We start from the raw sequence: 24,655 nt of genomic DNA, 5'->3' as shown, positions 1-24,655 counted from the left end.
CACCGCGCCCGAATTGACGCTAGCGTGGAGCCACCTTTGTACACGCGGGAGCTCGGAGCACCGGGCTGAGAGGGCGCTGACCTCCGTCCCAGCGATGTTTCACGTGGAACGTCATCTCCAGCGAGTGACGTTCCCCACGAAACGTCGGCCGACGGAAACCGCTGCGTCGACCGCCGAACCTGTTACCGGGTAATGCCGGCGTAGGGAGTAGGTCTCATGACCATCAAGGACGCGCGCACGCCTGCCTCCGAGCAGAACGACCAGCTCGACACGGAGGCCGGGAAGTCCATCGGCTGGCACAAGGCGTACGTCGAGGGCTCGCGCCCCGATCTGCGGGTGCCGGTTCGTCAGGTGCACCTCACCAACGGGCAGTCGGTCACGCTGTACGACACCTCCGGCCCGTACACCGATCCGCTCACCGAGACGGACGTCCGCCGGGGCCTTGTGCCACTGCGGGAGAACTGGATCATCGCCCGCGGGGACACCGAGGAGTACGCGGGTCGTCCCGTGCGCCCCGAGGACGACGGGATCAAGCACACCTCACCGCGGGGTGGCCTCCGTAACCTCGACGCGGTCTTCCCCGGGCGGTCGCGCCAGCCGCGCCGGAGCCGTGACGGCAAGGCGGTCACGCAGCTCGCCTACGCCCGTCGCGGCGAGATCACACCGGAGATGGAGTACGTGGCCATCCGGGAGAACGTCACTCCCGAGGTCGTCCGTGAGGAGATCGCGGCGGGCCGCGCGGTGCTGCCGGCGAACGTCAACCACCCGGAGATCGAGCCGATGATCATCGGCAAGCGGTTCCTGGTGAAGGTCAACGCGAACATCGGCAACTCCGCGGTCACCTCCTCCATCGAGGAGGAGGTGGAGAAGATGACCTGGGCGACCCGGTGGGGCGCCGACACGGTCATGGACCTGTCCACCGGCCGCAACATCCACACCACCCGCGAGTGGGTGCTGCGCAACTCCCCCGTCCCGATCGGCACGGTGCCGCTCTACCAGGCGCTGGAGAAGGTCGACGGTCGCGCCGAGGAGCTGACCTGGGAGATCTACAAGGACACGGTCATCGAGCAGGCCGAGCAGGGCGTGGACTACATGACGGTTCACGCGGGCGTGCGCCTGCCGTACGTACCGCTGACGGCCAACCGCAAGACCGGCATCGTCTCGCGTGGCGGCTCGATCATGGCGGCGTGGTGCCTGGCGCACCACAAGGAGTCGTTCCTGTACGAGAACTTCGAGGAACTGTGCGAGATCCTCGCCGCCTACGACGTCACGTACTCGCTGGGCGACGGCCTCAGGCCCGGCTCGATCGCGGACGCCAACGACGAGGCGCAGTTCGCGGAGTTGCGCACGCTGGGGGAACTCAACCGGATCGCGAAGCGTTTCAACGTACAGACCATGATCGAGGGCCCGGGGCACGTCCCGATGCACAAGATCAAGGAGAACATCGACCTTCAGCAGGAGATCTGCGATGAAGCTCCGTTCTATACGCTCGGCCCGCTGACCACCGACGTCGCGCCGGCCTACGACCACATCACCTCCGGCATCGGCGCCGCGATGATCGCCTGGTGGGGCACCGCGATGCTCTGCTACGTCACGCCCAAGGAGCACCTGGGCCTGCCCAACCGGGACGACGTCAAGACGGGTGTCATCACTTACAAGATCGCCGCCCACGCGGCCGACCTCGCCAAGGGACACCCAGGCGCCCAGGAGTGGGACGACGCCCTGTCCGACGCCCGCTTCGAGTTCCGCTGGGAGGACCAGTTCAACCTGGCCCTCGACCCCGACACGGCCCGGGAGTTCCACGACGAGACCCTCCCGGCCGAACCGGCCAAGACGGCTCACTTCTGCTCCATGTGCGGGCCGAAGTTCTGCTCGATGAAGATCTCCCAGGACATCCGCCGTCGCCACGGCGGCAGTCCGGAGGAGATCGAGGAGGGCATGGCCCAGAAGTCGAAGGAGTTCGCGGCGGCGGGCAATCGGGTGTATCTGCCGATCGCCGACTGACGCGGGCGAACCGTCGGCGGGTGGCCCGCGGCCGGGTCTTCGGCTTGCGCTCCCCGTGATGGGGGCGCAAGCCGAGGGGCTGTGCCGGGGTCATTCCGGCTGGTGTTCCGGCCCCCCGAAGTCCGGGCTGGTGTAGTCCGGGCTGCTGAAGCTCGGGCGGGCACCGGAGGCTCCGTCGTCCGGGCTGCTGAAGCCGGGGCGGTCGTAGCCGAGGCTGGGCATCCGGCTGGTCCGTGCGGGCGGTGCCGTGTGGTGGTGCAGTGCGGCGGTGCCCGGATCGGCCAGGGCCTCTCTGAGGAAGGGGAGGAGTCCGCGTTCCAGCAGGGCCTCGCGCCAGGCGTCCCTGGCCCGTGCCACCTCCTCGCTCAGTTCGCCGTACCCCGCGTCCGAAGAGGGCCGGTTGCGCAGTGCGGTGATCAGCAGGCCGCCGGCGGCGACCAGGATCGCGGCCGCGGTCAGGGCGCCGAACACCCAGCCGATGGTGATCATGGCGTGGGCGAACGCCGGTGGCGGGCTGAGCATCTGGAGGATGTAGCCCACGAGCAGGAAGATCGCCGCGGCGATCCCGGCGAGGACGGGCGTCAGGACGGCGGCGACGGCGACGGCGCCCGCACCGGCGGTCTCGGCGACCTCTCCCATGGTGGCGGCGAGCCCCATCGCACCCGTGCCCGAGTCGGCGGGTCCGGGTTCGTGCACGGACGACAGGGTGGACGGCGTCGCCGGGCGGCGCTGTTCCTCGCGGACCTTCACGTAGTGCTGGTACTCGGTCGCCGCGGCCGCCGTGATGATCGCGGTGGCGTTGAGCGCCATGGTGCGCAGCTGTTCGGGATTCAGCCGCTGTCCGACAGCGGCCAGTTCGGGACGGTGTGGTGCGGAGCGCAGCGCCTCATCGAGGATCCGCTCGTACTCCTGGCGGTCCTCGCTGTGCAGGTGCTGCGGAACGCTGTTCATGTGCATCCCCCGATGCTCCGTAGGGCTTGGGGCTCGCATGCCAACGAGCCGTCGGGCAGAAACGGAGGGGAGCCTGCTACGGATAAGCAGATGGTAGAGCGGTCACGGCACAGGGTGACAGGGGGTTTCCAGAAATTGGCCTCTGGCCTGCGCGGTCGACGGTCGGTCCGTCCTGGGGGAACCTCTGCCCTGCGAAGGCTCAGATATCCAGGGGCAGTTGCTGGACCAGCAGTTTTCCGGCCATGGTCACCCCGCCGTCCATCGCGATGGCCAGTCCGTCGGCGTAGACGTGCGGTCCCTCGACCACCGGACCGGATTCCTCCTTGTCGTCCTCGGAGCCCACTTCGCCGAGCAGATAGGGGATCGGGCTGTGGCCGTGAACGATGCGGTTGCCGCCGTACGTTGCGAGCAGGGAGCGCACATGGTCGGCGCCGCCTTCGTCGCGGAAGGAGAAGCGCTTGGTGAACTTGCGGAACAGGTCCCACACCTCGTCCGCGTCATTGCGCGTGAGGGTCTCGCGGACGGTGTCGTTGACCGCCTCGATCGAGTCGCCGTAGTCGAGATAGGCGGTGGTGTCGGAGTGGACCAGCAGGTGCCCGTCCACCTCCTCGACGGCGTCGAGGCGGGCCATCCACTGCAGATGGTGGTCCTGGAGGCGGTCCATGTCGGTCTTCTGCCCGCCGTTGAGCAGCCAGGCCGCCTGGAAGGTGGCGGTGCCCGCGCCGGAGTTGACGGGGGTGTCGCCGAACCGCTTGGCGCCGAGCAGCAGCAGCTCGTGGTTGCCCATGAGGGCCTTGCAGTAGCCGCCTGCCGCTGCGGCCTCCGCGGACAGCCGCATCACGAGGTCGATGACGCCGATGCCGTCGGGGCCGCGGTCGGTGAAGTCGCCGAGGAACCACAGCCGGGCGGTGCCCGCGCACCAGTTGCCCGCGGCGTCGACCAGGCCCTTCTCGTGGAGGGCGGTCATCAGTTCGTCGAGGTAGCCGTGGACGTCGCCGACGACGAACAGCGGACCGGGACCGTCCTCCGGCTGCTCAGCGGGGTCGGCGGCCGCCTGGAGTCCGTCACCGTGGTCGATGACGGGCAGGTCCTGCTCGGTGGGGGTGTACCCCTCCGGGTACGCCTCCTCAGGGGCCGGGACGACGTCGCCGGGGTGCGTGCTATGGCCGTACGGACCGGTCTCGTTGACGTACGCGGGCACCCGGAAGTCGCGCAGCACTGCCGTGCGCTCCACCTCGGGTCCCTGACCGGCCCCCTGAGTCATCAGACCCCTCCACCATCGCGCCGCATCTGCACCGCTTCGGACTGCCTGGTCGCAGCGGCCCGCGGTGTCGTGGGCCCATCATAGGAATGCGGATCGCGCCATGTGATGACCCAGGGGTGGTGAATCGGAGCAAGACTCCTGTCCACCGCGGCATTCGCCCCGATTGGGCCGGGCTTCGCCCCTGCCCGGCCACCTCCCGGCTACTCCTTCTCGGGCGACCGCGGCGGACTGACCGTCGTGCGCGGCGCCCGCCGCTGGGACGAGGTGCGCACGATCAGCTCGGTCGGTATCACCTGCTCGACCGGTTGGTCGGATTCCACGCCTTCGATGGCGTCGATGAGGAGCTGGATCACTGCCGTGCCGATGCGTCGGGGCTTGAGGGAGAGCGTGGTGACGGGCGGCTCGGTGCTGGCGTACACGGTGGACTCGCTGCAGCAGACGATGAGCAGGTCGTCCGGGACGCGCAGCCCGTAGCGGCGGGCGGCGGCCAGCAGGTCGGTGCCGTTCGGGTCGAACAGGCCGTAGACGGCGTCGGGTCGGTCCGGGCGGGCGAGCAGCCGGTCGGCGGCGACGGCGCCCGCGCACGGATCGTGCGCCGGATAGGCCTCGTAGACGGGATCCTGGCCGACCCGCTCGCACCAGCGCAGGTACGCGGTGGTCGACAGGTGGGTGTAGGTGTCCGTCGTCGTCCCGGTCAGCAGGCCGATGCGGCGGGCGCCGGCGTCGGCCAGGTGGTCGAGGATGCCGAGGACGGCGGCCTCGTGGTCGTTGTCGACCCAGGCGGTGACCGGGAGCGCGCCGGCCGGACGGCCGTCGGAGACCACCGGTAAACCCTGCCGGACCAGCTCGCTGACGACCGGGTCCTGGTCGGAGGGGTCGATGACCACCGTGCCGTCCAGGGCGACGTTCGACCACACGTCGTGGCGCGAGGTCGCCGGCAGGATGACGAGGGCGTAGCCGCGGGCGAGCGCGGCCGAGGTGGCGGCCCGCGCCATCTCGGCGAAGTACGCGAACTCGGTGAAGGTGAAAGGTTCATCCCCGTACGTCGTCACGGTCAGGCCGATGAGTCCCGACTTGCCGGTACGGAGGGTTCTGGCCGCGGCCGAGGGCCGGTAGCCCAGCCGGTCGGCGACCTCCCGGACATGGCGGCGGGTGGCGTCCGGGAGCCTGCCCTTGCCGTTCAGGGCGTCGGAGACGGTCGTGATGGAGACTCCGGCGGCGGCGGCCACGTCTCTGATGCCCGCCCGGCCCGGCCGACTGCCTCGACGTGAGGTTTCCGCGCGGCTCACCTGGTGCTTCCCTGCTGCTGTCATGGCGAGCCGATAGTAGGGCTCATGCGGTGGGGTAGGGCGGACGCATATGCACGCGTTGACAGGCACGTTTCTGCAAGGTCATTTGGTGTCAACTGCCTGTGAAACAAAGTCAGTTAAACGATCCAATGGCACTACGTAACTTGTCGGCACGCATGGGCCTGCCGAGTTCCCGATGTTTCGAAGAGGTCTCAACTCACCTTCACGGGTGATGCGCGCTACGGCGTGAGCCACCGGCGCATAGATATATGTGACCGCGCCCCTTGATTCGTCTGCCTTCGTACGGTGATGCCCCTGATGCCTGTGAGGCTGACGAGGTTCGTTCTCACCTGTACGCAGCGGAGCCCAATCCTCATAAGGTGAGCAGTATTGGAAGCCGGCTGCCGGAGTCGGCCGCCATGTGTCGGTGGTCATGAGGAGGACTGCGGTGAGCGAGACAAGCCCCAAGCTGCGCGCCGAGCTGGAGGGTATCCCCACGTACAAGCCGGGCAAGCCCGCCGCGGCCGGCGGACCCGCGGCCTACAAGCTGTCCTCCAACGAGAACCCCTATCCGCCGCTGCCGGGTGTGCTGGAGACCGTGACGGCCGCGGTCTCCTCCTTCAACCGCTACCCCGACATGGCCTGCACGGGCCTGATGAACGAGCTGTCCGAGCGCTTCGGCGTCCCGCTCTCCCATCTGGCCACCGGCACCGGCTCCGTCGGCGTCGCCCAGCAGCTGATCCAGGCGACCTCGGGACCGGGCGACGAGGTGATCTACGCGTGGCGGTCCTTCGAGGCGTACCCGATCATCACGCAGATCAGCGGTGCCACCTCGGTGCGGGTGCCGCTGACGGCGGGCGATGTGCACGACCTGGACGCGATGGCCGACGCGATCACCGACCGGACCCGGCTGATCTTCGTCTGCAACCCCAACAACCCGACGGGCACGGTCGTGAAGCGGGCCGAGCTGGAACGGTTCCTCGACCGGGTGCCGAGCGATGTGCTGGTGGTGCTGGACGAGGCCTACCGCGAGTTCATCCGCGACCCCGAGGTGCCGGACGGTGTGGAGCTGTACCGCACGCGGCCGAACGTCTGTGTGCTGCGCACCTTCTCCAAGGCGTACGGCCTCGCGGGCCTCAGGGTCGGCTTCGCGATCGCCCACGAGCCGGTGGCCGCGGCGCTGCGCAAGACGGCGGTGCCCTTCGGGGTGAGCCAGCTCGCACAGGAGGCGGCGATCGCCTCGCTGCAGGCCGAGGACGAACTCCTGGGCCGGGTCGGCTCGCTGGTCTGTGAGCGCAACCGTGTCGTGGAGGGGCTGCGGTCCCAGGGCTGGACGGTGCCCGAGACCCAGGCCAACTTCGTCTGGCTGCGGCTGGGGGAGCGCACGGTCGACTTCGCGGCGGCGTGCGAGCAGCACGGTGTGGTCGTACGGCCCTTCGCGGGCGAGGGAGTGCGCGTGACGGTCGGCGAGGCCGAGGCGAACGACATCTTCCTGAAGGTGGCGGAGGGCTTCCGCAAGGAGCTCTAGCTCACACAGGCCTGGCGTCCGCGCAGGTCGGAGGGGTTCGACAGGGGGGTTCCCGGAGGTGACCGGGACCCCCCTTCGTTTATCGAAAGCAGGTGCGGCATACTAGCTTGTGAATGTGAACGCTTTCACAAGCGGACACTTCACCCGCATTTGTTCCACAAGCCTGTGAGGTAAGGAGCGGCGACGTGGACCTGGCTCTGGCGCCGGAGACCCTGGCGCGCTGGCAGTTCGGCATCACCACCGTCTACCACTTCCTGTTCGTCCCCCTGACGATCTCCCTGGCCGCCCTTACGGCCGGCCTGCAGACCGCCTGGGTGCGTACGGAGAACGAGCGGTACCTCAGGGCCACCAAGTTCTGGGGCAAGCTCTTTTTGATCAACATCGCGATGGGTGTGGTCACCGGCATCGTGCAGGAGTTCCAGTTCGGCATGAACTGGTCCGACTACTCGCGCTTCGTCGGCGATGTCTTCGGTGCCCCGCTCGCCTTCGAGGCCCTGATCGCCTTCTTCTTCGAGTCCACCTTCATCGGCCTGTGGATCTTCGGCTGGGACAAGCTGCCCAAGAAGATCCACCTGGCCTGCATCTGGATGGTCTCGATCGGCACGATCCTGTCGGCGTACTTCATCCTCGCGGCCAACTCGTGGATGCAGCACCCGGTCGGCTACCGGATCAACAAGGCGAGGGGTCGCGCGGAACTCACCGACTTCTGGGCGGTGCTGACCCAGAACACCGCTCTCGCCCAGGCCTTCCACACCCTCAGCGCGTGCTTCCTGACCGGAGGCGCGTTCATGGTCGGTATCGCGGCCTTCCACCTGTTCCGCAGGAAGCACATCCCCGTGATGAAGACCTCGCTGCGGCTGGGCCTCGTCACCGTGGTCATCGCCGGCATGCTCACCGCCATCAGCGGTGACACGCTCGGCAAGGTTATGTTCAAGCAGCAGCCGATGAAGATGGCGGCCGCCGAGGCGCTGTGGGACGGCCAGGACTCCGCGCCGTTCTCGATCTTCGCCTACGGCGACGTGGAGAAGGGCCACAACACCGTGGCCATCGAGATCCCGGGTTTGCTGTCCTTCCTGGCCAACGACGACTTCACCTCGTACATCCCCGGCATCAACGACGTGAACAAGGCCGAGCAGCAGAAGTACGGGCCGGGCGACTACCGGCCCAACATCCCCGTCACGTTCTGGGCGTTCCGCTGGATGATCGGCTTCGGCATGACGTCCTTCGCCATCGGCCTCGCCGGACTCTGGCTGACCCGCAAGAAGTTCATGCTCCCGCAGCACCTGAGGGTCGCCGACGACGAGGTGCCGCATCTGGTCCTCTTCAAGAACAAGGCCCTCAGCCCCAAGCTCGGCAGGCTCTACTGGCTCGCGGCGATCTGGACCCTGGGCTTCCCCCTGATCGCCAACTCCTGGGGCTGGATCTTCACCGAGATGGGCCGCCAGCCATGGGTCGTCTACGGCGTCCTGCAGACCCGTCACGCGGTCTCCCCCGGCGTCTCCCAGGCCGAGGTCCTCATCTCGATGCTGGTCTTCACGGCTCTGTACGCCATCCTCGCCGTCGTCGAGGTCAAGCTGCTCGTGAAGTACGTCAAGGCCGGTCCTCCCGAGCTCACCGAGGCCGACCTCAACCCGCCCACGAAGATCGGCGGCGACACCCGTGACGCCGACAAGCCGATGGCCTTCTCGTACTAGGCCGAGGGAGATCGAGTCATGGAACTTCACGACGTCTGGTTCGTGCTCATCGCCGTCCTGTGGACCGGCTACTTCTTCCTGGAGGGCTTCGACTTCGGGGTCGGCGTCCTGACCAAGCTGCTCGCCCGCAACCGGGTCGAGAAGCGTGTCCTGATCAACACCATCGGTCCCGTCTGGGACGGCAACGAGGTGTGGCTGCTGACGGCGGGCGGCGCGACCTTCGCCGCCTTCCCCGACTGGTACGCCACGCTCTTCTCCGGCTTCTACCTGCCGCTGCTGCTCATCCTGGTCTGCCTGATCGTCCGGGGTGTCGCCTTCGAGTACCGGGCCAAGCGACCCGAGGAGAACTGGCAGCGCAACTGGGAGACCGCGATCTTCTGGACCTCACTCATTCCCGCATTCCTGTGGGGTGTGGCCTTCGGCAACATCGTGCACGGCGTCAAGATCGACCAGCACTTCGAGTACGTCGGCTCCCTCTGGGACCTGTTCAACCCCTACGCCCTGCTCGGCGGACTGGTGACGCTGACCCTGTTCACCTTCCACGGAACGGTGTTCACGGCCTTGAAGACCGTCGGGGAGATCCGGGAGCGGGCACGGAAGCTGGCGACCCAGGTCGGTCTCGTCGCGGCCACGCTGGCGCTGATCTTCCTGCTCTGGACGCAGGTCGACAGCGGGGACGCCAAGAGCCTGGTCGCGCTGGTGGTGGCGGTGGCCGCGCTGGTCGCCGCCCTGGTGGCCAACCAGGCCGGGCGTGAGGGCTGGTCGTTCGCGCTGTCGGGCGTCACCATCGTGGCCGCCGTCGCCATGCTCTTCCTGACGCTCTTCCCGAACGTCATGCCGTCCTCACTCAACGCGGACTGGAGCCTGACGGTCACCAACGCCTCGTCGAGCCCGTACACCCTGAAGATCATGACCTGGTGCGCGGGGATCGCCACGCCGATCGTCCTGCTCTACCAGAGCTGGACCTACTGGGTGTTCCGCAAGCGGATCGGTACGCAGCACATCGCCGAAGCCGTGCACTGAGCCCGATATGGGGCATGTTTCACGTGAAACATGCCCCTTGAGAAGAGGGTGTGTTTCACGTGAAACCGATCGACCCGCGTCTGCTCCGGTACACCCGGGCCACCCGCCACTTCCTGGTGGCCGTCGTCGGCCTGGGCGGCGTCGGAGCCCTGTTGGTCATCGCTCAGGCGATGCTGATCGCCGAGATCGTGGTCGGCGCGTTCCAGCACGGCCTGGCGGTCGCTGAACTCCGGACTCCCCTGCTGCTGTTGGCGGCCTTCGCCGTCGGCCGTGGAGTCGTCTCCTGGCTCACTGAACTCGCCGCCCACCGGGCGAGCGCGGCGGTGAAGTCGGAGCTGCGGGGACGGCTGCTGGAGCGGGCCACCGCGCTGGGGCCCGGGTGGCTGAGCGGGCAGCGGACGGGATCCCTGGTCGCTCTGGCCACCAGGGGAGTCGACGCCCTCGACGACTACTTCGCGCGTTATCTCCCGCAGTTGGGGCTGGCGGTGGTCGTGCCGGTGGCGGTGCTGGCGCGGATCGTGACCGAGGACTGGGTCTCGGCGGCCATCATCGTCGGGACCCTGCCCCTCATCCCGGTGTTCATGGTGCTGATCGGCTGGGCCACCCAGGCTCGGATGGACCGTCAGTGGCGGCTGCTGTCCCGGCTGTCGGGGCACTTCCTGGACGTCGTCGCGGGGCTGCCGACCTTGAAGGTGTTCGGCCGGGCCAAGGCACAGGCCGAGTCCATCCGGCGCATCACCGGCGAATACCGGCAGGCGACCATGCGAACCCTGCGGATCGCCTTCATCTCCTCCTTCGCCCTCGAGTTGCTGTCGACGCTCTCGGTGGCGCTGGTCGCCGTGACGATCGGGATGCGTCTCGTCCACGGCGAGATGCATCTGTACGACGGCCTCGTCATCCTCATCCTGGCCCCGGAGGCGTATCTGCCTCTGCGGCAGGTGGGTGCGCAGTATCACGCGGCGGCGGAGGGGCTGGCGGCCGCAGAGGAGATCTTCTCGGTGCTGGAGACGCCGGTGCCGACGGTGGGTACGGCTGCCGTACCCACCGGTGCCCTGGCCTTCGAACAGGTCACGGTCAGGTACCCGGGCCGCTCCGGGGACGCCGTCACGGACGTTTCCTTCGAGGTCGCGCCCGGGGAGACGGTCGCGCTGGTCGGGCCCAGCGGGGCGGGCAAGTCGACGCTGCTGGACGTCCTGCTGGGATTTGTGCGGCCGGCCGAGGGGCGGGTGCGGATCGGGGGAGCCGATCTCGCCGAGGCCGACCTGGCGGAGTGGCGGTCACGCGTCGCATGGGTGCCGCAGCGGCCGCAGCTGTTCGCCGGGACGATCGCCGAGAACGTGAGGCTGGCACGACCCGACGCCGACGACGCCGCGGTGCGGCGGGCGCTGGGGGACGCGGGGGCGCTGGAGTTCGTCGACGCGCTCCCGCTGGGGGCCGACACCGTGCTCGGCGAGGACGGGGCGGGACTGTCCGCCGGGCAGCGGCAACGGCTCGCGCTGGCCCGGGCGTTCCTCGCGGACCGGCCGGTACTGCTCCTGGACGAGCCGACGGCGGCGCTCGACGGAGCCACCGAGGCGGAGATCGTGGCGGCGGTACGGCGGCTGGCGGCCGGGCGCACGGTGCTGCTGGTGGTGCATCGACCGGCGTTGCTCGCGGTGGCGGACCGGGTGGTGCGACTGACGGAGCCCCCGGCACCGGCTCCTGCGGACGCCATGGCCAGGACGTCCACGGCACGCACGGTCGAGGACAGTGGCCCCGCTCCGGCGGAGCCCGGGGCGACCGAGCCGACGCCACAGGCGCGCAGCGTCCTCGCCCGCGTGCGCGCCATGTCCGGCCCTCGGAGAGGCCGGCTCGCGCTCGCGATGCTGCTCGGCAGCCTCGCGCTCGGCAGCGCCGTGGGACTGATGGCCACCTCCGGTTGGCTGATCTCCCGGGCCTCGCAACAGCCGCCCGTGCTGTATCTCATGGTGGCCGTGACGGCGACCCGGGCCTTCGGCATCGGGCGGGCCGTCTTCCGGTACGCGGAGCGGCTGGTGTCGCACGACGCCGTGCTGCGCATGCTCGCGGACACCCGGGTCGCCGTGTACCGGCGCCTGGAGCGGCTGGCCCCCGCCGGGCTGCGCACGGCCCGCCGGGGTGATCTGCTCTCGCGGCTCGTCTCCGACGTGGACGCCCTCCAGGACTACTGGCTGCGCTGGCTCCTGCCCGCCGGTGCCGCAGCTGTGGTGTCGGCGGCCTCCGTGGGTTTCACGGCCTGGCTGCTGCCGGAGGCGGGCGCCGCGCTCGCCGTGGGCCTGCTGGCCGCGGGTGTCGGCGTCCCGCTCGTCACGGGAGCCGTGGCTCGCCGCGCCGAGCGCAGGCTCGCCCCCGCCCGCGGGGAACTGTCGACCCGCGTGACCGATCTCCTCACCGGGACCGCGGAGCTGACCGTCGCCGGTGCCCTGCCCGCCCGTACCGCCGAGGCACGGCGGGCGGACAGCGTCCTCACCCGGATCGTCTCGCGCGCCGCCACCGCCACCGCGCTCGGTGACGGTCTCACTGCCCTGATCTGCGGCCTGACCGTCAGCGCCACCGCCCTCGTCGGCGCCCACGCGGTCGGCTCCGGGCGGCTCGGAGGGGTCGCCATGGCCGTCGTCGTGCTCACTCCGCTGGCAGCCTTCGAGGCCGTCCTCGGATTGCCGCTCGCCGTGCAGTACCGCCAGCGGGTGCGCAGGAGTGCGGAGCGCGTCCACGAGGTGCTGGACGCGTCGGAGCCGGTGCGGGAGCCGGAGCAGGCTCGGCAGGCGCCCGCCTCGCCGTTCCCGGTGGTCCTCGAGGGACTGACGACCCGGCACGAGGGCCAGGACCGGGACGCGCTCGCGGGCCTCGACCTGACCCTCGCGGAGGGCCGCAGGATCGCCGTGGTCGGCGCCTCCGGTTCCGGCAAGACGACGCTCGCGCAGGTGCTGCTGCGCTTCCTGGACGCGAACGCCGGCACCTACACCCTGGGCGGGGTGGACGCCTACGGCCTGCACAGCGACGACGTACGGCGGCTGGTGGGACTGTGCGCCCAGGACGCCCACCTCTTCGACAGCTCAGTGCGCGAGAACCTGCTCCTCGCCAAGAAGGACGCGACCGAGGACGAGCTGCGGGACGCGCTGCGGCGGGCCCGCCTGCTCGACTGGGCCGAGAGCCTGCCCGACGGGCTCGACACCCTGGTCGGCGAGCACGGGGCCTGGCTGTCCGGCGGTCAGCGCCAGCGGCTCGCGCTGGCCCGGGCGCTGCTCGCCGACTTTCCCGTCCTCGTCCTGGACGAGCCGGCCGAGCATCTCGACCTGCCCACCGCCGACGCCCTCACCGCCGATCTGCTGGCCGCCACCGAGGGTCGTACGACGCTCCTCATCACGCACCGCCTGGCCGGACTCGAGTCGGTGGACGAGGTGGTCGTACTCGACGAGGGACGGGCGGTGCAGCGCGGTCCCTACGCGGAACTGGTGCGTGCGGAGGGGCCATTGCGGGGGATGGCCGAACGGGAGGCGGAGTCGGAGTTGCTGGTGGCACGTGAGGTGCCGGTCGGCTGAGCCGCGCATGGAGCGTCTCTCGGCCGGCCGAGCCCCGACGACACCTACAGCCGCTCCAGCATCCGCTCGATCACGACGGCCACCCCGTCGTCGTTGTTGGCGACGGTCCGGCCCGAGGCGGCGGCGATCACGTCGGGGTGGGCGTTGCCCATCGCGTACGACTGGCCTGCCCAGGTGAGCATCTCGACGTCGTTGGGCATGTCCCCGAAGGCGACGACCTGCTCGTGCGAGATCCCCCGTTCGGCGCAGCACAGGGCGAGCGTGCTGGCCTTGGAGACACCGGGGCCGCTGATCTCCAGCAGGGCGCTGGGGCTGGACCGGGTGACGTTGGCGCGGTCGCCGATGGCCAGCCGGGAGAGGGTGAGGAAGGCGTCCGGGTCGATCGAGGGGTGGTAGGCAAGGATTTTCAGCACCGGCTCGGCGGCACCGGGGCCGTCCTCGGCCAGCAGTTCCTCGGCGGGGGCGAGGTTGTCCGGGATCTCCATGTGCAGCTTGGGGTAGTCCGGCTCCTGGTAGAAGCCGTACGTCTGCTCCACCGCGTACACCGTGCCGGGCGCCGCCTCCCGCAGCAGCCGTACGGCGTCCAGCGCGTTCTCCCGGGCCAGCTCGCGCACCTTCACGAACCGGTGGGCACCGGGACCGCCGTGCAGGTCGACCACCGCGGCGCCGTTGCCGCAGATGGCCAGGCCGTGGCCGTGGACGTGGTCGCTGACGACATCCATCCAGCGGGCCGGGCGACCGGTGACGAAGAAGACCTCGATGCCGGCCTCCTCGGCGGCGGCGAGGGCCGCGACCGTGCGTGGGGACACCGACTTGTCGTCGCGCAGCAGAGTGCCGTCGAGATCGGTGGCGATCAGGCGGGGGGGTAGGCCGGCGGCCGGGGTCTCGGGCTGTCGAGTCGCTGAGGTCACCCGCTCATTCTCCCGTATATGCGTGCACGCCCGTGCGGGTGCCCACACAGGTGAGACATAGATGACGCGGGGGCGGACCCCACCCGCCCCGGTGCGGTCGTCTCAGCCCAGCTGTGCCGGTGCCTCCATGGCGATCCGCTCGAAGACCTTCTCCTCGGCCGCGAAGTCGGAGTCGGGGATCGGCCAGTGGATCACGAGCTCCGTGAAGCCGAGCTCCCGGTGGCGGCCCGCGAAGTCGACGAACGCGTCGAGGGACTCCAGCGGGCGGCCGCGGTCGGGGGTGAAGCCGGTGAGCAGGATCTTGTCCAGGGTGTTCGCGTCCCGGCCGAGCGCCGCGCAGGCGTCGATGAGCTTGTCGACCTGGCCGCGGAGGGCTTGGAGGGACTGCTCGGGTGTGCCCTTCTCGTACAGCTTCGGGTCGCCGGTGGTCACCCACGCCTGCCCGTGGCGTGCGGCGAGCTTCAGGCCCCGCGGCCCGGTGGCGGCCACGGCGAAGGGCAGCCGGGGCCGCTGGAGGCAGCCGGGGATGTTGCGGGCCTCGTGCGCCGAGTAGAAGTCGCCCTCGTAGGACACGGAGTCCTCGCTGAGCAGGCGGTCGAGCAGCGGGACGAACTCGGCGAGCCGGTCGGCACGCTCGCGGGGGCTCCACGGATCCTGGCCGAGTGCGGTGGCGTCGAAGCCGGTGCCGCCCGCCCCGATGCCGAGGGTGACGCGGCCGCCGGAGATGTCGTCGAGGGTGATCAGTTCCTTGGCGAGGGTCACCGGGTGCCGGAAGTTCGGCGAGGTGACCAGGGTGCCCAGGCGCAGCCTGTCGGTGACGCCCGCGGCGCCGGTCAGCGTGGGCACGGCCCCGAACCAGGGCCCGTCCCGGAAGGTGCGCCAGGACAGGTGGTCGTAGGTGTATCCGGTGTGGAAGCCGAGCTGTTCCGCGCGCTGCCATGTCTCGCGGCCCCCCTCGTTCCAGCGGCGATGGGGGAGGATCACGGTGCTCAGACGCAGACTCATATGTCCGAGCGTAAGCGTCCGGCGCTGTTTCACGTGAAACAGTGACTCACGGTCACTGTGTGCGGCTGCTGAGCCAGGGGCTGAGGCCGACCGGGATGAACTCCTTGTGCACGCGGTCGCCCGGGAGCGGCACCATCAGGAAGTGGCTGGGCGGGAAACGGCGCGCCTTCACCCAGGCGTGGCCTTCATAGAGGGCGCGGAGGAAGGCGGGGACGTCGTCGCGGGCGACGTCGGGGCACTCGACTCCGTCCACGGTGATCAGGGCGTCGTCGTCCGGGAACAGGCGTACCTCCACACGCGGCCGGCCGCCGAACTCGACGTAGGCCTCGTGGGGCAGGGTGCCGTCCGGGTCGGTGGTGACGCCGACGCCCGCGGCGCTGCGGCGGGAGGTCTGGTCGGCGCCGATGTCGTGGGTCACCTCGATGGCGAGCCCGTACTCGGCGGCGAGGGCGCGGAGCGCGGTGACGGCGGCCTCGGTCGTGGGGAGGTGGTTTCTGCCGGTGTCCATGGCGTCGATCATCTCCCACCGGGTTCAGTGCGACTCGGGAAACCGCAGGTAGCGCGGTGGCACGGCCTGGGTCAGCCATACCCCGTTCGCGCTGACCTGGAAGACATGGCCGTCCCGGTGCATGGCCTGCGCGTCCACGGAGAGCACGACGGGACGGCCGCGGCGGGCGCCGACCCGGGTCGCGGTGTCACGGTCGGCCGACAGATGGACGTCGTGCCGGTTCATGGGGCGCAGTCCCTCGGCGCGGATCGCGTCCAGGTGGCGGGCCACGGTGCCGTGGTAGAGGTACGGCGGCGGGGTCGCCGGTGGCAGGCCGAGGTCCACGTCGACGCTGTGGCCCTGGCTGGCGCGAATGCGCGTGCCGTCGATCACGAAGCGCTGTTTGTCGTTGGCGGCGACCACGTGGTCCAGCTCGTCCCGGGTGAAGCGGAAGCCGTGCGCGGTGGCCGCGGCGATCAGCGCGTCGATCTCGACCCAGCCGGCCGGGTCCAGCGTGAGCCCGATCCGTTCGGGCTGGTGACGCAGATGCTTCGAGAGGTACTTCGACACCTTCACGGTGCGTCTCTCGTCCCTCTCGCGTGGCTTGTTCTCGTTCATCCCGCCAGGGTGCCGGGAGAGACGTGAATCACGCGAATGATTTTGGATCGGATGTTTGATCCACAACCAACTGTAGTTATCCACAGGTTACTTGGCGTTTCTGTGGACAACTCCCTGTCATGTCAGCCCCCTTCGTCAAGATCGACTGGGGGTCGTTCACTTGACGTGAGCGCATCCAACTTCCTTGCCCGTACCTCCCGTTCGGCCGCCAGCACAAAGAACTCCGCCACCCGCTCCGCCCCAACCAGCCCCTCCACCGCCCGCATCGTCTCCTCGGGCACGGCCACGGAACGTGACGCCGGGCCCCCGTCCCGCGCCTCCTCGGAACCGAGGTGCTGTCGCAGCTGCCGTACCGCCAACAAGCGCATCGCGCGCGCGAGTTCGGCGTCCACGGTCTGCTGGGCGAGGGGTCGCAGCCGTCGTACGAGTGAGGCCGCTTCGGCGGCGTCGGCGTCGGAGGGCCGGTGCGGTCCCTCCAGATAGCGGGCGAAGACGTGCTCGGTGGTGAACTCCAGGAAACGGGCGGCGATGTGCTCGACCTGTCCTCTCAACTCCCGAAGGTGGCCCGAGATCGCGGAGAGCGGAACCCCGGCCGCGTGCAACTCGACGGCCACGGCGAGCTCTTGGGGGCTGGGCACGAGGAAGGAGTCCTCGTCTCCGGGCACCGGCTCCAGTACGCCGAGCTCCACGGCCTCGGCGACCGCTGCCTCGTCGGGGATGCCGCCGAAGCGTGTGTCCAGTTCAGCGCGGGAGATCCGGACGGCCTCCTCGTCGGTCCACGGGCCGTCGACCTCGGCGACAAGACCGAGGATCCCGCCGAGACCGCGGCCGGAGTCGTAGGCCTCCAGGAGCTCCTTGATGGAGGCCAGGCCGTAGCCGCGGTCGAGGAGGTCGGCGATCTGCCGCAGCCGGGCGAGGTGGGTCTCGGTGTAGATGTTGGCGCGGCCGCGGCGCTCGGGGCGGGGGAGCAGCCCTCGGTCCTGGTAGGCGCGGATGGTGCGCACGGTGGCGCCGCTGAGGTGGGCGAGGTCCTCGATCCGGTAGGCAGGGGTGTCGCTCACGAGGCCGCCCGGGCCGCCGGTGACCGCTTCAGGTACTCCACCGCACGGCTCAACGACCCTTCCCGCGAGGGGTGGTAGGTCCGCCGGAGATAGCGCGGTACGGCCGCACCGAGCGCTCCCCAGGCCGGCAGCAGGCCCTTGCGTACGGCCTTCTGGTGCTCCTTGAGGGAGTAGCGCAGCCGTCCGGCCAGCTGTGGATCGTGGCGCATCAGGTAGGCCGTTCCCCATACGCACAGGTACAGCATCACCGGGGCGGTCACCGCCATGCCCACGACGCGACGGGTGTAGCGGGGTGCGCCGGTGCCGCCGCAGTGCTGGTACATGTCGAAGGCGACCGCGCGGTGTTCGACCTCCTCGGCGCCGTGCCAGCGCAGCAGGTCGAGCATGACCTCGTCGGCGCCGGCCCGGTCGAGGCCGTCGGCGGCCAGGACCCAGTCGCCGAGCACCGCCGTGAACTGTTCGACTGCGGCGACGACCGACAACCGGAACCGCAGCCACTCGCGCGCGGGGACGGGCGCGTTGAGCGGTGGGCGCTCGCCGAGCAGCCGCTCGAAGAGGAAGTCGACGTACTTGGTGAAGCCGGCGGTGTCGAGCCGCTGCGCCGCCAGGTGGTCCAGCACGTGCGTGTGCTGGACGCTGTGGGTGGCCTCCTGGCCCATGAACCCCTTGACGTCGGCACGGAGTTCGGGGTCCGTGATCAACGGCAGGGCCTCCTTGAAGACCTTCACGAACCAGCGCTCCCCCGCCGGCAGCAGCAGATGCAGCACGTTGATGACGTGGGTGGCGGTGGGCTCGCCGGGGATCCAGTGCAGGGGCGTGCGGGACCAGTCGAAGGCCACCCGGCGCGGGGCGATGTGGTGGCTCACTGCGGCGGCTCCAGTCGTGCGATCGCGCGGAGTGCCTTGGGCGCCCACCGGGCCAGCGCGTGCGCGCCGCGGGCCTCGGGGGTGACCGGTACGACGGCCTGGTTGCGCACGACCGCTCTCAGGATCGCGTCGGCGACCTTTTCGGGCGGGTAGTTCCGCAACTTGTAGAGACGGGCCGTGCGCTTCTGGCGGCGTTTCTCCTCGTCGGCGTCGACGCCCGCGAAGCGTGCGGTGGAGGTGATGCCGGTGTTGACGAAGCCGGGGCAGATCGCCGAGACCCCGATGCCCCGGCCCGCCAGTTCCGCGCGCAGGCTCTCGCTGAGCATGAGGACGGCGGCCTTGGAGGTGCCGTAGGCGGACAGCGCCCTGGAGGGCTGGTAGGCGGCCGCCGAGGCGGTGTTGACGATGTGGCCGCCCTGTCCGCGCTCCGCCATCTGCTTCCCGAAGAGCCGGCAGCCGTGGATGACACCCCACAGGTTGACGTCGAGGACCTTCTTCCAGTCCTCGGTGGTGGTGTCGAGGAAGGAGCCGCCGAGGCCGATGCCGGCGTTGTTGACCAGGACGTCCACCACGCCGTACTCGGCGGCGACCTTGTCGGCGAGTTTCTCCATGGCCTGTTCGTCGGAGACGTCGACGGTCTCCGCCCAGGCCTCGGGGGCGCCGAGCAGCCGGGACAGTTCGGCGGTGCGGGCGGCGGACTCGGTGTCCCGGTCGACGGCCACCACGCGTGCGCCGGCCTCGGCGAAGGCGAACGCGGTGGCCCGTCCGATGCCGCTGCCCGCGCCGGTGACGAGGACGAGCTGTCCGCCGAACCGGTCGGCGTACTTCCCGGTCGCCTGCGCCGTGGTCCGGCCGCCCTCGACGGACGTCACGAACTCCGTGATCCACGCCGACACCTGGTCGGGCCGGGAGCGCGGGATCCAGTGCTTGGCGGGCAGGGTGCGCCGGGTCAGCTGGGGCGCCCACTGCTCCAGGCCGTCGTAGAGCTTCTCCGAGAGGAACGCGTCGCCCAGGGGCGTGATGAGCTGCACGGGCGCGTGTGCGTAGGCGTCGGTGCGCGGCCGGCGCAACCGTGTCCGGACGTTGTCGCGGTACAGCCAGGCGCCGTGGGCCGCGTCGGCCGGCAGCGAGGAGGTCGGGTAGCCGTCGGCGGGGACCTTCTCGGCGCGCTCCAGCATGCGGGGCCAGGCCTTGCCGAGCGGGCCGCGCCAGGCCAGTTCGGGCAGGGCGGGGGTGTGCAGCGCGTACACGTACCAGGACTTGGCGCCCTGGCCGAGGAGCTGGCCGACCCGGCGGGGGGTGGGGCGCCTGAGGCGGCCAGCGATCCAGTGGCCGAAGTGGTCCAGGGACGGTCCGGACATGGAGGTGAAGGAGGCGATACGGCCCTCGGTGCGCCGGACGGTGACGAACTCCCAGGCCTGTACCGAGCCCCAGTCGTGTCCGACCAGGTGCACGGGCCGGTCCGGGCTGACGGCGTCCGCGACGGCCAGGAAGTCGTCCGTCAGCTTCTCCAGGGTGAACCCGCCGCGCAGCGGCTTCGGTGCCGTGGAGCGGCCGTGGCCGCGGACGTCGTAGAGGACGACGTGGAAGCGGTCGGCGAGGCGGGAGGCGACCTGGGACCAGATCTCCTTGCTGTCGGGGTAGCCGTGCACCAGGACGACGGTCGGCTGCCCCGGGTCGCCCAGTTCGGCCACGCACAGTTCGACGCCGCCGGTGCGTACCCGGCGCTCGCGCGCACCTTCGAGCAAGGTCATTTCTCCTCCGCCCAGCGCCGCACGTGCGGCAGGTCGTCGTCCAGCCAGAAGGCGCTCTGCTCGGGGTCAGCGGAGTCGGTGACGACCAGGATCTCCTCGAACTTCGCGCCCGTGCCCCTGAATCCGAGGTGGGGTTCGACCGCCCACAGGCCCGGCCGCGGCGGGTGGTCGGAGAAGCGGTACGGCGACCACAGGGGCGACCAGCCCTCACGGTGGCCGTGCAGCGCGTCGGCCGCCAGGCCCTTCAGGGACTGGGTGCCGAATCCGAGGACGTGGGGTGACCAGCGGCGCTGCTTGACCTGGTCGACCTTGTGGGCGATCACGCCGAAGGGGTACGCGCGGTGCCGGTTGGCGTAGCCCTGGCGGATCATGAGGCGGTCCACGTCCTCGTAGATCTCTCGCAGCGACCGCCGCTCACGGACCTCGCGCAGGATCAGCTCGCGGTGTGCCTCCAGGTCGGCCATCAGCCTGTCCTGGACGGGGTTGACGCCGAGCGAGCCGGAGTAGCCGATGTCCGCGGTGTATCCCTCGTACACCGGTGCCATGTCCAGGATGAACGGCATCCCGGGCTCCAGGCGGCGGTCGGTGGGGAAGAACTGGAGCGGAACGCGGAAACCGGTGAACGCGGTGCGGTCCCCGAACCAGGCGAAGGGCAGATGGAACCAGTCCCGTACGCCCCGCTCGCGCAGCCACTCGCGCTGCATGCGGGCGGCCTGCCGCTCGCTCACGCCGGGCTCCAGACGGGCCGCGACCGCCTCCGCGCATGCGTACGCGAGTCGCTGGACCTGCCGGAATCCCCGCAACCGGGTGGAGAGTTCGCAGTTCACTGCCGTCGTCATGCCGCCTCGTCCCCGTCGACTGCGGTACGTGCCCGTAACGTGACACTGGCGAATGTGACAGTTATTGGAGGCTGCGTCAACAGGGCCCGGGAGGGCTGTGGAAAAACCCGCCGATGTGGAAAACGGAGGCCCGGTTGTTGGACTTCAGGGTGACCCCTAGGTGCCCGTACGTCTGGAGTCTGATGCGGATGCAGCTCTGAGGGGTGACGACCTGAGTGGTCCGCGTCACTACTGTCGGGGATGTGACTGTGATCGCGACCGAAAGCCTGAGCAAGCGGTTCCCCCGGGTGACCGCGCTTGACCGGCTCTCCTTGGACGTCGGACCCGGTGTTACCGGACTCGTCGGCGCCAACGGAGCCGGCAAGTCCACCATGATCAAGATCCTGCTGGGTCTGTCCCCCGCCACCGAGGGCCGCGCCGAAGTGCTCGGGCTCGACGTCGCGACCAAGGGCGCCGCCATCCGCGAGCGGGTCGGCTACATGCCGGAGCACGACTGCCTGCCGCCCGACGTCTCGGCCACCGAGTTCGTCGTGCACATGGCCCGCATGTCCGGTCTGCCGCCCACCGCCGCGCGCGAGCGCACCGCGGACACCCTGCGCCATGTCGGCCTGTACGAGGAGCGCTACCGCCCCATCGGCGGCTACTCCACCGGCATGAAGCAGCGCGTCAAGCTCGCCCAGGCCCTGGTGCACGACCCGCAGCTGGTCTTCCTCGACGAGCCGACCAACGGCCTCGACCCGGTCGGCCGCGACGACATGCTGGGCCTGATCCGCCGTATCTACACCGACTTCGGCATCTCGGTCCTGGTCACCTCGCACCTGCTGGGCGAGCTGGAACGCACCTGCGACCACGTCGTCGTCATCGACGGCGGCAAGCTCCTGCGCTCCAGCTCCACCACCGACTTCACCCAGATCACGACGACCCTCGCGGTCGAGGTCACCGACACCGACGAGCACCCGGACGGCACCCGCGCGGTGCGCGAGGCACTGCACGCGCGCGGGGTGGAGGTCCTCGACTCCCAGAGCGGTCTGCCGGGCGCCGGCCACATCCTGCTGCTGACCGCGCAGGGCGAGGAGACCTACGACGTCGTCCGGGACACCGTCGCCGACCTCGGGCTCGGCCTGGTGCGCATGGAGCAGCGCAGGCACCACATCTCGGAAGTCTTCACGAACGAGGACGAGCAGCGAAAGGAGGCCGTAGGCCATGGCAGTTGAGCACCCGGTCACCGTCCCCTCGGGTGACCAGTCCCGCATCCACAACATCGGCTACCGCTCCTACGACGGCCCCCGTCTCGGCCGTTCCTACGCCACCCGCTCCCTCTACTCGCAGTCCCTGCGCGGCGCCTACGGCCTCGGCCGCTCGGTCAAGTCCAAGGTGCTGCCGATGCTGCTGTTCGCGGTGATGTGCGTGCCGGCGGCCATCATGGTGGCCGTAGCGGTCGCCACCAAGGCGAACGACCTGCCGGTCGACTACACCCGCTACGCGATCATCATGCAGTCCGTGATCTGCCTGTACGTCGCCTCGCAGGCGCCCCAGTCCGTCTCGCGCGACCTGCGCTTCAAGACCGTGCCGCTGTACTTCTCGCGGCCCATCGAGACCGCGGACTACGTGCGCGCGAAGTACGCGGCGCTGGCCACCGCGATGTTCATCCTCACCGCCGCTCCGCTGATCGTGCTCTATGTGGGCGCGCTGCTGGCCAAACTGGACTTCACCGACCAGACCGTGGGATTCGGGCAGGGACTCGTCTCCGTGGCGCTGCTCTCGCTGCTCTTCGCCGGTATCGGCCTGGTGATCGCGTCGGTCACCCCGCGCCGCGGCTTCGGCATCGCGGCCGTGATCGCCGTACTGACCATCTCCTACGGCGCGGTGTCCACCCTCCAGGCCATCGCCGACGCCCAGGGCAGCACCAGCGCCATCCCGTGGATCGGCCTGTTCTCGCCGGTCACGCTCATCGACGGTGTGCAGTCGGCCTTCCTGGGCGCGACTGCGGCGCTCCCGGGCGGACACGGCCCCTCGACCGGACAGGGCGTGGTCTACGTCCTGCTCACCCTGGGCCTGATCGCCGCCAGTTACGGCCTCCTGCTGCGCCGCTACAAGAAGGTGGGACTGTGACCACGCTCCAGATCGACCACGTCTCCCGCTGGTTCGGCAATGTGGTCGCCGTCAACGACATCACCATGACGATCGGCCCCGGCGTCACCGGCCTCCTCGGCCCCAACGGCGCCGGAAAGTCCACCCTCATCAACATGATGGGCGGCTTCCTCGCCCCCTCCACCGGCACCGTCACCCTCGACGGACAGCAGGTGTGGCGCAACGAGGCCATCTACCGGCACATCGGCATCGTCCCCGAGCGCGAGGCGATGTACGACTTCCTCACCGGCCGCGAATTCGTCGTCGCCAACGCCGAGTTGCACGGCCTCGGCGCGAAGGCCGCCCAGAAGGCGCTGGCCACGGTCGAGATGGAGTACGCGCAGGACCGCAAGATCTCCACGTACTCCAAGGGCATGCGCCAGCGCGTCAAGATGGCGTCCGCCCTGGTCCACGACCCCTCGCTGCTCCTGCTCGACGAGCCGTTCAACGGCATGGACCCGCGCCAGCGCATGCAGCTCATGGACCTGCTGCGGCGCATGGGCGACGAGGGCCGCACCGTGCTGTTCTCCTCGCACATCCTCGAGGAGGTCGAGCAGCTCGCCTGGCACATCGAGGTCGTCGTGGCGGGCCGGCACGCGGCCAGCGGCGACTTCCGCAAAATCCGCCGCCTGATGACGGACCGCCCGCACCGCTACCTGGTGCGTTCCAGCGACGACCGAGCCCTCGCGGCCGCGCTGATCGCCGACCCGTCGACGTCCGGCATCGAAGTCGACCTGACGGAGGGCGCGTTGCGCATCCAGGCCGTCGACTTCGGCCGCTTCACCGCGCTGTTGCCCAAGGTCGCCCGCGACCACGGCATCCGGCTGCTCACGGTCTCGCCGTCCGACGAGTCCCTCGAGTCCGTCTTCTCGTATCTCGTCGCGGCGTAGGAGGCCGAAAGATGTACGACCCCACAGTCGCCCGACTCACCTACCGGGCCCTGCTCGGCCGCCGCCGGGCTCTCATCCTGGGCGCTCTGCCGGCGCTGCTGATCCTGATCTCCGTGATCGTGCGCGGCCTTGTCGGCGCCGACGACCAGACCGCCTCCGACCTGCTGGGCGGGCTCGCGCTCGCCACCATGGTGCCGATCATCGGCGTCATCGCGGGAACCGGCGCGATCGGGCCGGAGATCGACGACGGCTCGGTGGTGTACCTGCTGTCCAAGCCGATCAAGCGGCCGACGATCATCTTCACCAAGCTCATCGTGGCGATCGCCGTGACGATGGTGTTCTCGGCCCTGCCGACGCTGATCGCGGGCTTCATCCTCAACGGCAACGGCCAGCAGATCGCCGTCGCCTACACGGTGGCCGCACTGGTCTCCTCGATCGCCTACGCGGCGCTCTTCCTGCTGCTCGGCACGGTGTCCCGGCACGCGGTGGTCTTCGGGCTCGTCTACGCGCTGGTCTGGGAGGCCCTGTTCGGCTCCCTGGTCGCCGGGGCGAAGACCCTGAGCGTCCAGCAGTGGTCCCTGGCCGTCGCCCACAAGGTCGCGGGCGGGGACCTGGTCACCTCGGACGTCGGACTGCCGACGGCCACGGTGCTGCTGGTCGTGGTGACCGTCCTCGCGACCTGGTACGCGGGACAGAAACTGCGGTCGCTGAAGCTGGCGGGCGAGGAGTAAGCGCCCCTGACGTCCCGCTTATTGACGGGGACTTCATCTTTGTCCGGGAA

Annotated in this window: 20 protein-coding genes and 1 riboswitch; of the genes, 9 read left to right on the top strand and 11 right to left on the bottom strand. The window is 69.9% G+C overall.

What is annotated here, in order from left to right; all coding sequences use genetic code 11:
- Window positions 1–34 precede the first annotated feature (34 nt).
- A riboswitch (TPP riboswitch) is annotated at window positions 35–224 on the top strand.
- On the top strand, window positions 217–2,004 hold the full coding sequence (thiC, locus tag ABZT02_RS26375) for a phosphomethylpyrimidine synthase ThiC (RefSeq protein WP_356021412.1): 1,788 nt from the start codon (window positions 217–219) through the stop codon (window positions 2,002–2,004). It overlaps the preceding riboswitch by 8 nt.
- A gap of 90 nt (window positions 2,005–2,094) precedes the next feature.
- Here the strand turns inward: thiC and ABZT02_RS26370 are convergent, their stop codons facing one another.
- The 3 genes from ABZT02_RS26370 to ABZT02_RS26360 all read right to left on the bottom strand — a co-directional run bounded on the left by ABZT02_RS26370 (window position 2,095) and on the right by ABZT02_RS26360 (window position 5,532).
- Window positions 2,095–2,961, bottom strand: coding sequence for a hypothetical protein (locus tag ABZT02_RS26370; RefSeq protein WP_356021410.1), 867 nt, complete (start codon window positions 2,959–2,961; stop codon window positions 2,095–2,097).
- A gap of 193 nt (window positions 2,962–3,154) precedes the next feature.
- A complete protein-coding gene (locus ABZT02_RS26365; RefSeq protein ID WP_356021408.1) occupies window positions 3,155–4,219 on the bottom strand; it encodes a metallophosphoesterase in 1,065 nt (354 codons plus the stop codon).
- 200 nt (window positions 4,220–4,419) lie between these two features.
- Window positions 4,420–5,532 carry a LacI family DNA-binding transcriptional regulator gene (locus ABZT02_RS26360; protein ID WP_356021406.1) on the bottom strand — a complete coding sequence of 371 codons (1,113 nt, stop codon included), beginning with the start codon at window positions 5,530–5,532 and terminating at the stop codon, window positions 4,420–4,422.
- A gap of 424 nt (window positions 5,533–5,956) precedes the next feature.
- Between ABZT02_RS26360 and hisC the strand changes: the two genes are divergently transcribed.
- From hisC to cydD, 4 genes are all read left to right on the top strand, one after another.
- The gene (gene hisC / locus ABZT02_RS26355) at window positions 5,957–7,036 is read left to right on the top strand and encodes a histidinol-phosphate transaminase (protein WP_356021404.1); all 1,080 of its coding nucleotides are present in this window, start codon (window positions 5,957–5,959) and stop codon (window positions 7,034–7,036) included.
- 185 nt (window positions 7,037–7,221) lie between these two features.
- A complete protein-coding gene (locus ABZT02_RS26350; protein WP_356021402.1) occupies window positions 7,222–8,730 on the top strand; it encodes a cytochrome ubiquinol oxidase subunit I in 1,509 nt (502 codons plus the stop codon).
- Window positions 8,731–8,748: 18 nt separating this feature from the next.
- Window positions 8,749–9,753, top strand: coding sequence for a cytochrome d ubiquinol oxidase subunit II (gene cydB / locus ABZT02_RS26345; protein WP_356021400.1), 1,005 nt, complete (start codon window positions 8,749–8,751; stop codon window positions 9,751–9,753).
- Window positions 9,754–9,812: 59 nt separating this feature from the next.
- Window positions 9,813–13,313 (top strand): thiol reductant ABC exporter subunit CydD, encoded by a 3,501-nt coding sequence (gene cydD, locus ABZT02_RS26340; RefSeq protein ID WP_356021398.1) that lies wholly within the window; start codon window positions 9,813–9,815, stop codon window positions 13,311–13,313.
- A gap of 44 nt (window positions 13,314–13,357) precedes the next feature.
- On the opposite strand, the gene ABZT02_RS26335 is transcribed toward cydD, so the two are convergent.
- The 8 genes from ABZT02_RS26335 to ABZT02_RS26300 form a co-directional block, all read right to left on the bottom strand.
- On the bottom strand, window positions 13,358–14,242 hold the full coding sequence (locus ABZT02_RS26335; RefSeq protein ID WP_356021666.1) for an HAD hydrolase family protein: 885 nt from the start codon (window positions 14,240–14,242) through the stop codon (window positions 13,358–13,360).
- Between the two features lie 84 nt (window positions 14,243–14,326).
- Window positions 14,327–15,229 (bottom strand): LLM class flavin-dependent oxidoreductase, encoded by a 903-nt coding sequence (locus ABZT02_RS26330; RefSeq protein WP_356021396.1) that lies wholly within the window; start codon window positions 15,227–15,229, stop codon window positions 14,327–14,329.
- A 52-nt stretch (window positions 15,230–15,281) separates the two neighbouring features.
- A complete protein-coding gene (locus ABZT02_RS26325; RefSeq protein WP_356021394.1) occupies window positions 15,282–15,737 on the bottom strand; it encodes a hypothetical protein in 456 nt (151 codons plus the stop codon).
- 24 nt (window positions 15,738–15,761) lie between these two features.
- Window positions 15,762–16,334: an RNA 2'-phosphotransferase gene (locus ABZT02_RS26320; protein WP_356021392.1), complete on the bottom strand. Its 573-nt coding sequence runs from the start codon at window positions 16,332–16,334 to the stop codon at window positions 15,762–15,764.
- 122 nt (window positions 16,335–16,456) lie between these two features.
- Complete coding sequence (locus ABZT02_RS26315; RefSeq protein WP_356021390.1) at window positions 16,457–17,395, bottom strand: MerR family transcriptional regulator; 939 nt, start codon at window positions 17,393–17,395, stop codon at window positions 16,457–16,459.
- On the bottom strand, window positions 17,392–18,261 hold the full coding sequence (locus ABZT02_RS26310; protein WP_356021388.1) for a metal-dependent hydrolase: 870 nt from the start codon (window positions 18,259–18,261) through the stop codon (window positions 17,392–17,394). The genes ABZT02_RS26315 and ABZT02_RS26310 overlap by 4 nt, the downstream gene beginning before the upstream one ends.
- Window positions 18,258–20,015 (bottom strand): SDR family oxidoreductase, encoded by a 1,758-nt coding sequence (locus ABZT02_RS26305; protein ID WP_356021386.1) that lies wholly within the window; start codon window positions 20,013–20,015, stop codon window positions 18,258–18,260. Before ABZT02_RS26305 ends, ABZT02_RS26310 begins: the two co-directional genes overlap by 4 nt.
- Window positions 20,012–20,854, bottom strand: coding sequence for a M24 family metallopeptidase (locus ABZT02_RS26300; RefSeq protein ID WP_356021384.1), 843 nt, complete (start codon window positions 20,852–20,854; stop codon window positions 20,012–20,014). The genes ABZT02_RS26305 and ABZT02_RS26300 overlap by 4 nt, the downstream gene beginning before the upstream one ends.
- Window positions 20,855–21,102: 248 nt before the next feature.
- Here ABZT02_RS26300 and ABZT02_RS26295 point away from each other — a divergent pair, with 248 nt between their 5' ends.
- The 4 genes from ABZT02_RS26295 to ABZT02_RS26280 are packed head-to-tail and all read left to right on the top strand — an operon-like array spanning window position 21,103 to window position 24,605.
- Complete coding sequence (locus tag ABZT02_RS26295) at window positions 21,103–22,068, top strand: ABC transporter ATP-binding protein (protein WP_356021664.1); 966 nt, start codon at window positions 21,103–21,105, stop codon at window positions 22,066–22,068.
- Window positions 22,058–22,966, top strand: a complete 909-nt coding sequence (locus ABZT02_RS26290) for an ABC transporter permease subunit (RefSeq protein ID WP_356021382.1) — start codon at window positions 22,058–22,060, stop codon at window positions 22,964–22,966. The genes ABZT02_RS26295 and ABZT02_RS26290 overlap by 11 nt, the downstream gene beginning before the upstream one ends.
- On the top strand, window positions 22,963–23,874 hold the full coding sequence (locus ABZT02_RS26285) for an ABC transporter ATP-binding protein (RefSeq protein ID WP_356021380.1): 912 nt from the start codon (window positions 22,963–22,965) through the stop codon (window positions 23,872–23,874). Before ABZT02_RS26290 ends, ABZT02_RS26285 begins: the two co-directional genes overlap by 4 nt.
- A gap of 11 nt (window positions 23,875–23,885) precedes the next feature.
- A complete protein-coding gene (locus ABZT02_RS26280; RefSeq protein ID WP_356021378.1) occupies window positions 23,886–24,605 on the top strand; it encodes an ABC transporter permease in 720 nt (239 codons plus the stop codon).
- The last annotated feature ends 50 nt before the right edge of the window (window positions 24,606–24,655 follow it).

This window comes from Streptomyces sp. NPDC005402 (assembly GCF_040606575.1).
Classification (GTDB): domain Bacteria; phylum Actinomycetota; class Actinomycetes; order Streptomycetales; family Streptomycetaceae; genus Streptomyces.
This window is presented reverse-complemented; position numbering and strand designations above follow the sequence as displayed.